The sequence below is a fragment of the Sediminispirochaeta smaragdinae DSM 11293 genome (assembly GCF_000143985.1).
In the GTDB taxonomy this organism is placed as follows: domain Bacteria; phylum Spirochaetota; class Spirochaetia; order DSM-16054; family Sediminispirochaetaceae; genus Sediminispirochaeta; species Sediminispirochaeta smaragdinae.
On the sequence record NC_014364.1, the window covers coordinates 784149 to 796716 of the forward strand.

Genomic DNA, 12568 nt, shown 5'->3' on the forward strand with positions numbered 1-12568 from the left:
CGGGGGAGAAATAGATGAAGATAGGATTTAATACGGATGGACTTGGTTTTCAGCCCTTTGAGCAGATGCTGAAGACCATTACCTCCCTTGGGGTGAAAAAGCTTGAACTTCCCATGGGCAACTGGTCCTCTGCTCCTCATGTTGATCTCGATGCCCTTGTCTCGAGTAAGGATAAGCGTGATGAGTACATGGGAAAGGTCCATGCGGCAGGTGCGCATATCATTGCCCTGAATTGTTCGGGCAATCAGCTTGCGCCGGGAGCGATGGGTGAGCAGCATGAAGATGTGGTGCGGAAGACCTATAAGCTTGCAGAAGCGTGGGGCATAAAAAAGGTCATCATGATGTCGGGCCTGCCCGGAGGACCCGGCGACAGCAATCCGAATTGGATTACCACTTCCTGGCCTCCGATTACCACGGAGATTCTGAACTGGCAGTGGAACGAGGTTGCCATTCCCTATTGGAGGGAGAATATCAAACGTGCTGCCGATCATGGTATTGAATGTATTGCCCTTGAAAACCATGGCTGCCAGCTTGTGTATAACGTAGAGAGTTTTTTCAGGCTGCACGATGCTGTCGGTGATATGGTCGGCATGAATCTTGATCCTAGCCATCTTTTCTGGATGGGTGGGGATCCGATCGAAGCCGCAAGGGTATTAGGTACATCGATCTATCATGTGCATGCAAAGGATGTACGGATCGAACGGCGTATGGCCACTGTACATGGCGTTTTGGATACCAAAACCATCGACAAATTTTCCGATCGCAGCTGGAACTATGTAGCCCTTGGCTACGGTCATGATTCCTTATGGTGGAAAGAGTTTCTCGTGGTGGTACGGATGTCCGGCTACGACGGAGTCGTCTGCATCGAGCAGGAAGATCTCACCATGCCTGCAATGGCGGGAGTGGTAAAGGCCGTCGATTTCCTGAAATCCGTGATGCCGGAATGTGAAGAGGATCTGTTCGAGTAGGGCAGAAATCGAAAGTGAAGGATGCACCCCTTTCTTTTGCAGAAAGGGGTTTTTCTTTATCCAGACCCTATGTGTGTTACGACAATATGATAGTGTTAATCTATAGTGGTTTATGACAATATTATTGACAAATAAACATATATATAACAGTTATATTATTATAACATATAAATTTATATGTTGATTTATATTGACAAAAATATATGATAGCTTCGACATTTTTTCCTTGACATGTGGAAAATAATAGATAATCCTTAAGACAATACACAAGGAGTTTTTTGCCATGCTCCAATACCATACTAATTATGAACATCTCTGCTTTCAGGAGAGATGGACCATCACGAAGGACATTGCCCTTTTATTAGGTGAAAGTATCGGTATAATACATTCGATAACAAACACCCCTATCTTACCTGAATATCGAAGGAAACTATTGGCCGTTGCTTTGATTAAGGGGGCACAGGCTACTACTGCCATAGAAGGAAACACCCTTACATACGAAGAAATTGAGAACATCCAATCAGGAGGGGAAGTCCCGCCATCCAAAGAATATCAGAAACAAGAAGTCCGCAATGTTATTACAGCTCTGAATACAGTTTTACGGCAATTGGTGTTTGATAAGCACATTGAATACATCACGCCAAATCTTTTAAAGCGTTTCCATGAAATGATAGGTAGAAATATAGGAATGGCTTTTGATGCCACTCCCGGCTCCTTCAGAAAGCGGAATGTAATTGTCGGCAACTATCGGCCGCCATCTTCGGAGAGCGTTCCAAAGCTTATTGATAAGCTTTGTGTGTGGATAAAAAAAGAATTTCAATTTGGTGAAAGCCAGAAAATCGAAGATGCAATCATTCAGGCCATAGTTACGCACCTGTATATTGCTTGGATACACCCCTTTTCTGATGGAAATGGAAGGACGGCCAGGCTTGTAGAATTCTTTATTCTCATGAGGGCGGGGATTCCTGATATTGCATCGCACATACTATCAAATCATTATAATGAAACGAGAACCATGTATTATCGTCAGATAGAACATGCTACGCAGACTCAGGATCTAACAAAATTTATCTTTTATGCACTTCAGGGATTCCGCGATGGCCTGGTTGCTGTGTTGGAACAAATACAGGAGTCACAGCTGGTAGTTTCATGGAAAAGTCATATATTCGATGTATTTAAGAATCTGAAAAAGAATAAGCAGGATTTATCCTCGATGAATAAGAGGAGGAGAGAATTGATTTTATCCTTACCCATGGATACATACTTTGATCCCTCTGTATCGACCTTCCCGAACAAAGAAATAGAAAACCTGTATAGAAAAGTGTCTGGTAGGACATTTTTACGTGATATCGAATTTCTTAGAAAGTTAAAATTGCTATCTTTTGAAAAAGGAAAGGGATATCGGCCCTACTTTGAAACATTGAAGAGCCATATGGCGCTTAGCATAGAACATGATGAACAATTGAATGGCTGACCCTTTTATCATTCACCAGGCTGTCGATTTCATCTATACCCATCTCGATGAACAGCTCTCTGTGGGAAGGGTTGCAGATGCCTGTTGCTTTTCACCCTATTACTTCAATCGCATGTTCAGGCAGGTAACGGGTGAAAGCCTCTATGCCTGCATCAAAAGATTACGACTCGAACGGGGGGCATTCCGCTTACTGAAAGAACCATCGGCAACGGTAACGGATATTGCCCTGGAAGCGGGGTTTAGCCCCTCGAATTTTGCCACGGCCTTCCGCGATCACTTCGGTCTTTCTCCTATGCGTTATCGGAATGAGCGGCCCTTCAGGGCTTCCGTTCCCTATGCCGAGCAGCTCCATGAAATACGTAAAAGACAGGAATCCCCCGACGATGCCCTGCTTTCTTTCCTGGACTCCCGGATATCTCTTCGTGTGCTGCCGTCCACCCGCATTGTCACCAGGAAATTTATCGGCCCCTATTCCCGCCTTGGTGAGGTCTGGTGTCGCTTTTGCGAGAGCATGGGATCCTATCTTCGCCGGCTTTCCTCTCCATCGTTTATCGGGATTTCCTTCGACGATCCCCTCATCACCGATTCCCGTTCCTGTGTCTATAACCCCGCTTTTGAACTGCCTGATGCCTATGGGCCGGGTACCCTCGCGATGCCCGGGGGCCTGCATGCCTGTTACCGCTATCGCGGGGGACATGAACAGCTTTTGATTGCTTTCAACGATCTTGTCGGAGTCTGGATGCCCTATCACGGATATGTAGTAGGACAAGGTTTTGTTTTTGAGCGTTACTATTCGGCAGGCACCGACGAGGCGGGGTACTTTGATGTTGATCTCTGTGTTCCTGTACGGCCTGCGCACAAATTCAGAAGTAATAAAACGTAAGAGCTCCTATCCTCTTTTTCAGGAAACGAAAAAGGAGGATTCCATGGATCAGTTACTCTTGTCTGGGAAACATCCGGTGAGACAGTTTCTTGCCTATGCCCTGCCTGCTGTACTGGGAATGTTTCTCTCATCCTTTATCATCGTGGTCGACGGACTATTCATTGGACGATTCGTAGGAAGCCGGGGACTTGCCACCACTAATCTCGTTGTTCCCTTTCTCTATCTGCTTTTGGGAATTTCCATCATGGTCTATGTGGGAGGGATGGTTCCCGCAACCCATAATCTTGGAAAAGGTGATTTCGAGGAGGCCAGCCGAATTTTCTCGATAACCTTTGCACTGGGAACGGTATCGATATTTCTTGTCGTTTTGACAGCCGGGCTCTTCTTTGAAGAGCTGCTCTCTTTTCTCCATCTTGATGGTGTCCTGCGTTCTTATGGTCGCGATTATCTGGGAATTCTGCTTTACTTTTACATCTTTATGACCATCAACATCGGGTTTTCCATCTTTTTGCGTGCGGAGGGGAAACCGGTCCTCTCCCTCTTCTTTTCTCTGGCAGGCAACTGTCTCAATTTTCTGCTCGACTACCTGTTTATTGCGGTATACGGCTGGGGAATGCGGGGGGCCGCCCTTGCCACCGGGATTGCCCTTCTTCTTCCCTTTTTGTTCGGGCTCTTTTACTTCCTTTCCGGACGATCACTGTTTCGTCTTGTGGTCCCCCGTTGCCGGATGCGGGAGATCGTTATGTTGCTGTACAACGGTTCTTCGGAAATGATCGGGCAGTTTTCCGTCTCCATAACCACCTTCATTTTCAATGCGGTGCTCCTTCGGCGCATAGGTGTCGACGGTGTTGCCGCGTATACGGTGGCCGGCTATATCATTATGCTTCAGGGGATGGTCCTAACCGGGATCATCCAGGGCCTTGCCCCGCTGGTCGGACGTGCCTATGGTGCGGAAGATACCCATTCTGTTAAGCGTTTTTTCCGAATTGCCGTGTCTGCCGCCTGCATGGTGGGTGGAATCTCATTTGTTGCCTGCGCAGCCGCTTCCTCCCTCTTGCCTCGTCTGTACAATGTCGATACCCCGCGCTTCCTCAGTGTCGCAAGCACCGGCTTGCTGGTTGTCTCGTTTTCCTTCTTGCTCAACGGCTTCAATATCATTACCACGGCCTTCTTTACCGCCCTTGGAAAAGCAGGACATTCGGCTCTTATTGCCATTCTCCGGGGCGTTGTGGTTATCAATATTCTGGTGCTGATTTTTCCCCGGTTCCTGGGGGATCTTGGTATATGGCTGGCCATTCCCGTCAACGAGCTTCTTGTCGCTTTCGCTGCGCTCTATTTCCTGCATCTTGACAATCGCACACTGGTGGTGAAACGTAGCACATGATGCAGCCACCTTCAGGCTAACAGTGAGAGTATCTCATCCGGATGACCTGCAACGATACAGCGATCTGAAAAATCCTGCCTGGCCCCGGCACCTCCAAGCAGGGCGCAAAACTGTGCCCCTGCTGCCGTTGCCATCTCCTCGTCGGTAGGAGCATCTCCGATGACGAGGATCTGCGAGGGGTGAATGGCAATCTCTCTGGAGAACTGCTCAACGCACCACGGATCCGGTTTTGCTCTGGGAACCTCATCGCCGAAGGCGAAAAACGTGAAGAAGGTCTCGATTCCATGGGCAGAAAGTTCCTTGAGGCAGGACATCCTGCTGTCAGAGCTTGCGAGCCCCTGGATAAGCCCCCTCTTCGCAGCTTTGGTCAGGAGGGCGTGGATGCCCCGGCGCAAAGGGGCCGGGGTTTTGTCCGATGCAAGAATATCTCCTATAAAGCGCCCCACTAGGGATGCGAAGGCCTCGGGGGAGGGAAGGGGTCCGAAGGCGTCGAGGGCTCCTGCCATGGCTGCGGCAATGGAGGCCTCGGTTCCCCTGGCGATCTCTCCCCTTGGGTCGATTCCCTCTTCCCTCACACCGATAGCAGCGAGGCCTGCCGCCACGGCAGCGGCATGATCGGCCTCGGGGATTTCCAATTCCCTGCAAAGCATTCGGAGCAGACGACGGTCGCGGGCTACCCATTGTTCAAGGCTGTCGACCAGGGTTCCGTCCTTGTCCCAGAGCAGTGCTTTGACCGGCTCCGTCATACGCGATCTCCTTTCGCTTTCCGTACCGTTTCCAGGATGTGCCGCGTTGCCACGGCAGGATCCGGTGCCTTCCAGATCGCCGAAATCACCGCCACACCGACACAGCCCCACCCGATAGGGATCGAGGCATTTTCGGCCTGTATTCCGCCGATGGCCATCATTGGAAGGCTGCTTTCTTTTACCATCGATGATAACAGCTTTGCCTCCACATTGGAATAATCCTTCTTTGTCGTTGTGGGAAAGGCTCCAACTCCGAGATAGTCTGCCCCCTGTTCCTGGGCCAGACGCATTTCCCTGAGGTCTGCAACCGAAACGCCGAAGATCCCTCCTTCCGGCCAGATTTGCTTTGCAACCGGCAGGGGAAGGTCGTTCTGGCCGATGTGAAGTCCGTCGGCACCGATCGCCATAGCGATGTCGAGTCGATCGTCCACGACCAGCGGAACACCGAATCTGTGACAGAGTGTCACTAGTTCAATACCACGATCGTAGATCTCTTTGTCGCAATAGCGTCCGCTTTTTTCCCGGTACTGGACCATGGTCGCGCCGTTTTTCAGAGCCGTTTCCACGGTGGAAAGGAATTCGTCTGCGGGGCGGAATCCCGCATCGGTTACGAGGCAAAGGCTCATGGCTGCATTGATGGATTTATACATGGTTGATCCGCTCCGGGTGGAAAAAGGTACTGTCGTCCATACGGCTTGCGGCATCGATGAGCCGTATACGGAAGCTGCCGCTGCCTTCTTCTGCGGCCAATGCCCGGGCTGCCGTCTCTCCGGCCAGGTTCATGGCAAGGATGGCACCTGCCGCCGCCTCAAGCTTCGAAGGAAGGACCGAGACAAAGCATCCGAGGGCCGATGCACTCATGCAGCCCGTGCCGGTTATCCTTCCCATCATGGCCGAGCCGCCGCGAATCTGAAGCGTGTTGCTGCCGTCGGATATGATATCTTCGCGTCCTGTCGCGATCACGGTTATGCCGAAGGCCGAGGCCAGGCTCGATACACTTTCCCGTACCCCCTCTTCGAGGGTTGAATCGACCCCCTTCTGCCTCACCTTCCTGCCTGCAAGGAAGGCGATCTCCGCGGCGTTTCCCTTGACGATGTCCGGGCGCAGGCCTTCAAGAATCTGCCTCGCAGCTTTGCGGCGCGGGGCCGTTGCTCCTGCCCCGACCGGATCGAAAACGATGGGGATGCCAAGTTCCCTTGCCCTGCCGCCTGCGGCCAGCATGGCTTCGATACTATCGGGATTGAGGGTCCCCATGTTCAGGACCAGGGCCCCTGCATGTTCCACCATATCGAGGGCGTCTTCCTTCCAGTCGGTCATAACCGGAGCACCGCCGAAGGCGAGGGTGATATTGGCGCAGTCATTGATCGTCACCATGTTGGTGATGTGGTGAATCAGGGGGGATGCGTTGCGTATGTCGTGAAAAGCTGTGTTTAAGCCTTTGAATTCCATATATGAGCTCCTTTCATGAAGAGAAAATAGGCAATCATCGAGATGAGCATTGCCGGCAGGGAGACACCCAGAGGGGTTCCCTTGGGCAAGAGGATATAGTAGGCTCCGACCCCTGCCGCCCAGGCCGCAAAGCCGAGGATAATCAGGAGTAACGATAGCGGAGCCTTTGCAAAGAAGAGGCGACGGCAGAATATCACCCCGAAGAAGGGGGCAAAGAGGGAGCCCAAAAGATAGAGAAAGCTTTCGTACCAGCCGCCGGGAAGCAGCATGGCAAGCATGAGACCTGCGAAACCGACAAGTAAGGGGGCCACGTGCTTTCCTATTGCGGGAAAGGCAAGGCGAAGGGAGACTCCTGCAGAATGGACGTCGAGAAAACCGGTGGTAACCGTGGATAGCAGGACGACAAAGGCGGCGCCCACTCCCATTCCCACGGCAAGCATACTTTCTACCGCTCCTGCACCGGGGAGTTTAGTGACGGAAAGCAGTCCCAGCAGATACATCCCGCAACTTCCAAGAAAGTAGCCGACGGTTGCGGCCGATACCCCTTTGCGGCCATGTTTTGCGCTGCGGGTGTAATCCCCAACCAGGGGAAGCCAGGAAAGGGGCATGAGAACCGCAAGTTCCAGCATGTTCCCAAAGGCCATGGAATCCGGCTCCTGGGCTTTTGAAATGGCCGAAATTTCCCCTGCTGGAAGGGTGATCAGCTTGATTGCCCACAACAGTGAAAGGATCAGGAGCAGGGCCACCGCAATCATATTAATGCCCCGTATCCCCCTTCGTCCCGCTGCGGTCCAGATAAGCAGGAGCGCTCCTATCAGCAGCCGGGAGACCGGAGGTGATATCGTCATTCCGGCTGCGCTGCTCGCGGCAACAAGTCCCTCGGCTCCGGCGATGATCATCACCGCTGTCCATCCGACCAGTTGAAGGGCGTTTACCAGGGCAAAGCTTGTTACTCCCGGCCTCCCCAGGGTGCTGTCCGCAATGGCGATGGCATCCTTATGCTCTTTCCAGGAGATCCAGCCGACGGCGAAAAATGCTATTCCACCCAAAAGATGGCCGCCGATGATTGCCGCAAGCGCCCCTCCTGTTCCCATGCCGCGGTAGAGGGCCCCGGTGAGAATCTCGGCCAGTGAGATTGCCGCGCCGAACCAGAGGAGGGCGAGCTGGGGAGAGCCGATTGTTGTATTCTCTCTGGTACTTGTATTCATGGCTGTAGCTCCTCTCCGCCGTAGAGGGCGTAAAAGTGGTGGATGGGGCCGCAGCCCCCGCCGATCGCCAGGCCGTGGGCTATGCCTTCGGTCACATATGCCTTTGCCCTTTCTACTGCCGCTTCGAGGCTGAATCCCCGGGCGAGAAAGGCCGCAAGGGCGCTGGAGAGGGAACATCCCGTACCGTGTGTGTGGCGTGCATCAAGGCGCCTGGCCTCAAAACGGCGAAAGCCCTTACCATCTGCCAAAAGATCGACAGAACGGTCGGGATCGGCCGAGTGTCCTCCCTTGATCAGGACAGCCTTTGCTCCCCTCTTCAAAATCTCCAGGGCAAGCCTTTCGCGTTCCTGTTCCGACAGATTTTCGTTTCGTTCGGCCCCCCCGGTCTGTGCCGTCTCCTGCCCTGCGTAGGCAAGTTTCAGGGCTTCGGGGATATTGGGAGTAATGAGGTCTGCAAGAGGAAGCAGCTTTTCAATCAGGAGCCTTTCGGCCTCCTCTGTCAGAAGGCGGTGCCCCGATTTCGCCACCATGACCGGGTCAAGAACCGTAATCGGCGGTTTCCATCTGCGCAGCGCCGCGGCAACCGCTTCGATGATAGGGCCTTCGGCAAGCATGCCGATCTTTACCCCGTCGACACGGATATCAGAAAAAACCGCATCGATCTGGGCCGCGACAATGTCGGGATCCATGGCCCTGACTGCCCTGACTCCCCGGGTGTTTTGGGCCGTTATGGCGGTAATGACCGTCATGCCGTAGACGCCGTTAGCGCTGAAGGCCTTCAAATCGGCCTGAATGCCCGCGCCCCCCGAGCAGTCGCTTCCTGCAATGGAGAGAAGATGTTTCATAGGATCTCCTTATCTACGAGATCCGGCTGGCTAGGGATTAATGAATGGATGATGGATGAATCAACCTCACGCTTTCCTCCGCCGGCATTATCCGGATCAGGTTCATGGGTCGGAAACTTCGCGGGTTTCCATCTCAGCCGGCCAATTCCGGCACCCCAAGGTGTTGTATACCTGCAATGATAGATGTGGCTGAAAGAAAAGTCAATGCAATCGTCAGCTCACCTTGAAAAAAGATATTGGTGATTTCTGCACCACTCCAGACTTTTTGCATAGGCTGCTTCCGGGTTTAGATGATAAGAATCATGCAGGATTTCCATCGACGAAGTGGACATGCTGAATCGATTTCCCCATGAGTTCGAAATAGTCACGTATCCCCTCATGCAGCCGGGCTGCCATATCGACATCAATCATTCCGACCTCTTTCAGCATACGATCGACATCTCGTGCTTTCAGGCATAGGTTGGTCGTTGTTTTCGTTAAATGTTCAAACACGATGGTTACTCCCAACTGTTCCGCTTTTCCGCCTAATATGGATAGTGCTTCGACACAACGATTCCATGCATCCTCTTTGCTTTCATCCCGATATCCCTGTCCCGTGGTGATTAGGGCTTTCGGAGCTTCCATCTGCGATGCGATTTCAAGAGAGCGTGTTAGATACGCTATGCTACGTTTCCTGATAATTGGGTCACTTGATGCGATATTTATCGGATACATGCATTGCTCGGGAGTATAGCAGATGACACGTAGGCCATAGTCTTTGATTTTTTTATATAACGAATGCATCATTTGTTCTGAAAAATCGTCTTGAAATAGATGAGGACCAGCCCCCCAGAGTTCTATCTCTTTTTGTTCCAGTCGTTTCATTGATTCAAGGAAATAATTGAAGCTATACAGCTGATAGGAGTAATTTCCGCAGATGACTTTCGATATGTTCATAACCTGAGTGATTGACAGGTATGTCGTTTGCAACTACGATATAAAAACCAATCAACGAGGAGTTGCCTGTCCGGCTTTGTCGAGATTTAAACAGCAAAACCGGAGCCGAAAAAAACCACACATCAAACCTACTCTTTATGACAGTGTATGAGGTGGGCGTTGTATATATGGTTTTTTCGGGACTTCTTCAGTATCAGTTTATCATGTTATATCCATAGACAATGTTTGCCTCTGTTATTCAAAAGGAGGCACTATGCTAATCACTGTTGAGCAGAAAAAGTCGTTAGAGTCACTCTTCCATGTAATACGAGTAAAAAATATTCAGCCAGGATCAAAGGGAACCGAGAAAGTTGAGCAGATCTTGGCATATCTTGAAGTGATAGACAGCTGTGTCGGAAAGATTTCCAAGAAGAGAGAGCTTGTTTTCATAGACAGTGCGGCAGGAAATTGTTACTTAAGCTTTCTTGTCTATCATTATTATAAAACGCTATGTGATCGGCAGGTGATGATCCACTGTATCGATTCAAATAATCGCTTGATGAAAAACAGCAGAGACATAGCAGAACAGCTTGGATTTCTCAACATGACATTTCACTCCGGAGATATTCTTGACCTACCCATGGTGAAACATGTCGATATTGCATATTCGCTACATGCCTGTGACACGGCCACCGACAAAGCTCTTTGGCTTGGAATAGAGTTGGATGCGCGTTATATATTGTCGGTTGCCTGCTGTCAGCACACTATTCGGAAGAAATTCAAAAATAACGCGATAAAAGGAGTAACACGTTACAAGGCATTCAAAGAACAACTGCTCTATCTTGTGGCCGACACCATGAGAGCCCATCTCGTCGGCATGTGCGGATACAAGACTGATATCTTTGAATTCACCTCTACCCGCAATACAGACAAGAACATCATGATCAGGGCAACGAAGATGGGGTGCTGCCAAAACTCGGATAGCTTAAAGAGTGAATACGCAAAGCTCCGGCAAGGGTTTGGCTTTGAACCTTTCCTGGCGAAGCTGATACAAAAAGATGACATGTAAAAAGCATGCATGTTTTTCCCTTTTTCATGCTACACTCTAAAAAGAAATTTGTGTGAGTGGTTCAATGAAAACACCAGGTGTATATATCGTAGAAAATAATGACTTTCCGAATTCTGTGGTGGAGGTTGCCACAGCCGTACCGGCTTTTATCGGGTATACCGAAAAGGCGGTGAAGGACAATCGTTCTCTATTGAACATGCCGATGAGGATTTCGTCGCTACAAGATTTTACAGCATATTTTGGCGGCGCTCCCGATTATCAGTTTGAACTGACGGAGACGGCAGCGGAAGGTGATGCCGCCTCCGCCGGTGTGATAGGAACGGTTTCAGCCGGAAAGAAGAAGTACACCATTACCCAGAAGTCGACGGACTATTGTCTGTTTCGAAGCCTGCTGCTCTTTTTTGCGAATGGCGGGAATACCTGCTATATCGTTTCCGTGGGCACCTATACAGACGAAATTAATGCAGAGGCGTTACAGAATGGTATTGATGCTCTTATTAAAGAGCAGGAGCCTAGCATGGTGCTCATCCCTGAAGCAATAACATTACCGTCAAAAGGGGCCTGCTACTCCCTGCAGCAGCAGATTCTTGAGCATTGCGGCGGCAAAATGAAAAACCGCATTGCCATACTGGATGTTTATGAGGGTTACAAAGACTTTCGGGCCGCGGAAGGCGATTGCGTAAAGAATTTCCGTGAAGGCATTGGCAACACCTATCTGGATTTTGCTGCGGCCTATTATCCCTGGCTGAATACCGAACTTATATCCGGTAACGAGCTTAGTTTTAAACAGATTTCCAACCGTGATGTTTTGGCGGCATGCATTAAGGAAGAAATGGGACTCGCTGATGCTGCAAAAATCGATGAAAAGGGAGAAAAATTTCTGGAGCTTCTGGATGAACTCTCTTCAAAAAGTTTCACCGCCGACAAAGAAGCATTGATACACAGAACCCTGATTCAGAGCAGTCATGTTTATAACAATATTTTAGAGAACATCAGAGATTATCTGAACAGAATGGCTCCCTCTGCGGCGATAGCCGGGATATACGCTATGGTCGACTCTTCGCGGGGTGTCTGGAAGGCTCCTGCCAATGTGAGCCTGGCGTCTGTGATTTCTCCGACGGTGAATATTTCGCATGACGAACAGGAATATCTGAATCTTCCTTCCGACGGCAAAGCGGTAAACGCCATTCGTTCTTTTACCGGAGAAGGCGTTTTGGTATGGGGAGCCCGTACTCTGGACGGCAACAGTCATGACTGGCGTTATATAAACGTTCGCCGAACGGCAATTATGCTGGAAGAGTCCATCAGCCTGGCTTCGAAAGCCTATGTTTTTGAAGCCAATACAGTAGATACGTGGAACAAGATAAAACGTATGATTTCTAATTTCCTTGAAGGTATCTGGAAACGGGGAGGATTAGCCGGAGCTACTGAGGAAGATGCTTTCAGTGTCCATGTCGGATTGGGAGAAACCATGACTGCCAAGGATATATTGGAAAATATCTTACGTATAAAAATTATGGTGGCGTTAACCCGTCCGAAAGAATTTATTGAAATTACTTTCCAGCAGCACATGCAGAAATCTTAGCTTCTCGATAGCATGGTGCAACTGTATTGACTCTTTATCAAT

General features: G+C 50.2%; 13 protein-coding genes and 1 riboswitch. Of the genes, 6 read left to right on the plus strand and 7 right to left on the minus strand.

The window, feature by feature from the left end:
• Positions 1-14: 14 nt before the first annotated feature.
• The 4 genes from SPIRS_RS03815 to SPIRS_RS03830 all read left to right on the plus strand — a co-directional run bounded on the left by SPIRS_RS03815 (position 15) and on the right by SPIRS_RS03830 (position 4709).
• Positions 15-968, plus strand: coding sequence for a sugar phosphate isomerase/epimerase family protein (locus SPIRS_RS03815; protein WP_013253353.1), 954 nt, complete (start codon positions 15-17; stop codon positions 966-968).
• 283 nt (positions 969-1251) lie between these two features.
• A complete protein-coding gene (locus SPIRS_RS03820) occupies positions 1252-2442 on the plus strand; it encodes a Fic family protein (RefSeq protein WP_013253354.1) in 1191 nt (396 codons plus the stop codon).
• Positions 2435-3325: an AraC family transcriptional regulator gene (locus tag SPIRS_RS03825; protein ID WP_013253355.1), complete on the plus strand. Its 891-nt coding sequence runs from the start codon at positions 2435-2437 to the stop codon at positions 3323-3325. The genes SPIRS_RS03820 and SPIRS_RS03825 overlap by 8 nt, the downstream gene beginning before the upstream one ends.
• Positions 3326-3368: 43 nt before the next feature.
• Entirely contained in the window at positions 3369-4709 is a 1341-nt protein-coding gene (locus tag SPIRS_RS03830) for an MATE family efflux transporter (protein ID WP_013253356.1), read from the plus strand.
• A gap of 11 nt (positions 4710-4720) precedes the next feature.
• Here SPIRS_RS03830 and SPIRS_RS03835 read toward each other — a convergent pair whose 3' ends face one another.
• The 7 genes from SPIRS_RS03835 to SPIRS_RS03860 all read right to left on the minus strand — a co-directional run bounded on the left by SPIRS_RS03835 (position 4721) and on the right by SPIRS_RS03860 (position 9893).
• Positions 4721-5455: an HAD family hydrolase gene (locus SPIRS_RS03835; protein WP_013253357.1), complete on the minus strand. Its 735-nt coding sequence runs from the start codon at positions 5453-5455 to the stop codon at positions 4721-4723.
• Positions 5452-6105 (minus strand): thiamine phosphate synthase, encoded by a 654-nt coding sequence (gene thiE / locus SPIRS_RS03840; protein ID WP_013253358.1) that lies wholly within the window; start codon positions 6103-6105, stop codon positions 5452-5454. The genes SPIRS_RS03835 and thiE overlap by 4 nt, the downstream gene beginning before the upstream one ends.
• Positions 6098-6904: a hydroxyethylthiazole kinase gene (thiM, locus tag SPIRS_RS03845; RefSeq protein ID WP_013253359.1), complete on the minus strand. Its 807-nt coding sequence runs from the start codon at positions 6902-6904 to the stop codon at positions 6098-6100. Before thiM ends, thiE begins: the two co-directional genes overlap by 8 nt.
• Positions 6886-8112 carry a cytosine permease gene (locus SPIRS_RS03850; RefSeq protein WP_013253360.1) on the minus strand — a complete coding sequence of 409 codons (1227 nt, stop codon included), beginning with the start codon at positions 8110-8112 and terminating at the stop codon, positions 6886-6888. Before SPIRS_RS03850 ends, thiM begins: the two co-directional genes overlap by 19 nt.
• Positions 8109-8957 carry a bifunctional hydroxymethylpyrimidine kinase/phosphomethylpyrimidine kinase gene (gene thiD / locus SPIRS_RS03855; protein ID WP_013253361.1) on the minus strand — a complete coding sequence of 283 codons (849 nt, stop codon included), beginning with the start codon at positions 8955-8957 and terminating at the stop codon, positions 8109-8111. The genes SPIRS_RS03850 and thiD overlap by 4 nt, the downstream gene beginning before the upstream one ends.
• Before the next feature lie 55 nt (positions 8958-9012).
• Positions 9013-9125: riboswitch (TPP riboswitch) on the minus strand.
• Positions 9091-9228, minus strand: a complete 138-nt coding sequence (locus tag SPIRS_RS22480) for a hypothetical protein (RefSeq protein WP_171814747.1) — start codon at positions 9226-9228, stop codon at positions 9091-9093. It overlaps the preceding riboswitch by 35 nt.
• A 29-nt stretch (positions 9229-9257) precedes the next feature.
• Entirely contained in the window at positions 9258-9893 is a 636-nt protein-coding gene (locus SPIRS_RS03860; RefSeq protein ID WP_013253362.1) for a TIM barrel protein, read from the minus strand.
• 253 nt (positions 9894-10146) lie between these two features.
• Between SPIRS_RS03860 and SPIRS_RS03865 the strand changes: the two genes are divergently transcribed.
• Both SPIRS_RS03865 and SPIRS_RS03870 read left to right on the plus strand, forming a co-directional pair.
• Positions 10147-10941: a methyltransferase gene (locus SPIRS_RS03865; protein WP_013253363.1), complete on the plus strand. Its 795-nt coding sequence runs from the start codon at positions 10147-10149 to the stop codon at positions 10939-10941.
• Positions 10942-11005: 64 nt separating this feature from the next.
• Positions 11006-12526, plus strand: coding sequence for a phage tail sheath family protein (locus SPIRS_RS03870; protein ID WP_013253364.1), 1521 nt, complete (start codon positions 11006-11008; stop codon positions 12524-12526).
• Positions 12527-12568: the final 42 nt, after the last annotated feature.

Bases quoted from the DNA above. Each gene is read 5' to 3' on its own strand.
- SPIRS_RS22480 (WP_171814747.1), bottom strand. From the start codon at position 9,228: ATGCAAAAAGTCTGGAGTGGTGCAGAAATCACCAATATCTTTTTTCAA.
- SPIRS_RS03865 (WP_013253363.1), top strand. From the start codon at position 10,147: ATGCTAATCACTGTTGAGCAGAAAAAGTCGTTAGAGTCACTCTTCCAT.
- SPIRS_RS03860 (WP_013253362.1), bottom strand. From the start codon at position 9,893: ATGAACATATCGAAAGTCATCTGCGGAAATTACTCCTATCAGCTGTAT.
- SPIRS_RS03870 (WP_013253364.1), top strand. From the start codon at position 11,006: ATGAAAACACCAGGTGTATATATCGTAGAAAATAATGACTTTCCGAAT.
- SPIRS_RS03815 (WP_013253353.1), top strand. From the start codon at position 15: ATGAAGATAGGATTTAATACGGATGGACTTGGTTTTCAGCCCTTTGAG.
- SPIRS_RS03850 (WP_013253360.1), bottom strand. From the start codon at position 8,112: ATGAATACAAGTACCAGAGAGAATACAACAATCGGCTCTCCCCAGCTC.
- SPIRS_RS03835 (WP_013253357.1), bottom strand. From the start codon at position 5,455: ATGACGGAGCCGGTCAAAGCACTGCTCTGGGACAAGGACGGAACCCTG.
- thiM (WP_013253359.1), bottom strand. From the start codon at position 6,904: ATGGAATTCAAAGGCTTAAACACAGCTTTTCACGACATACGCAACGCA.
- SPIRS_RS03820 (WP_013253354.1), top strand. From the start codon at position 1,252: ATGCTCCAATACCATACTAATTATGAACATCTCTGCTTTCAGGAGAGA.
- SPIRS_RS03830 (WP_013253356.1), top strand. From the start codon at position 3,369: ATGGATCAGTTACTCTTGTCTGGGAAACATCCGGTGAGACAGTTTCTT.
- thiD (WP_013253361.1), bottom strand. From the start codon at position 8,957: ATGAAACATCTTCTCTCCATTGCAGGAAGCGACTGCTCGGGGGGCGCG.
- thiE (WP_013253358.1), bottom strand. From the start codon at position 6,105: ATGTATAAATCCATCAATGCAGCCATGAGCCTTTGCCTCGTAACCGAT.
- SPIRS_RS03825 (WP_013253355.1), top strand. From the start codon at position 2,435: ATGGCTGACCCTTTTATCATTCACCAGGCTGTCGATTTCATCTATACC.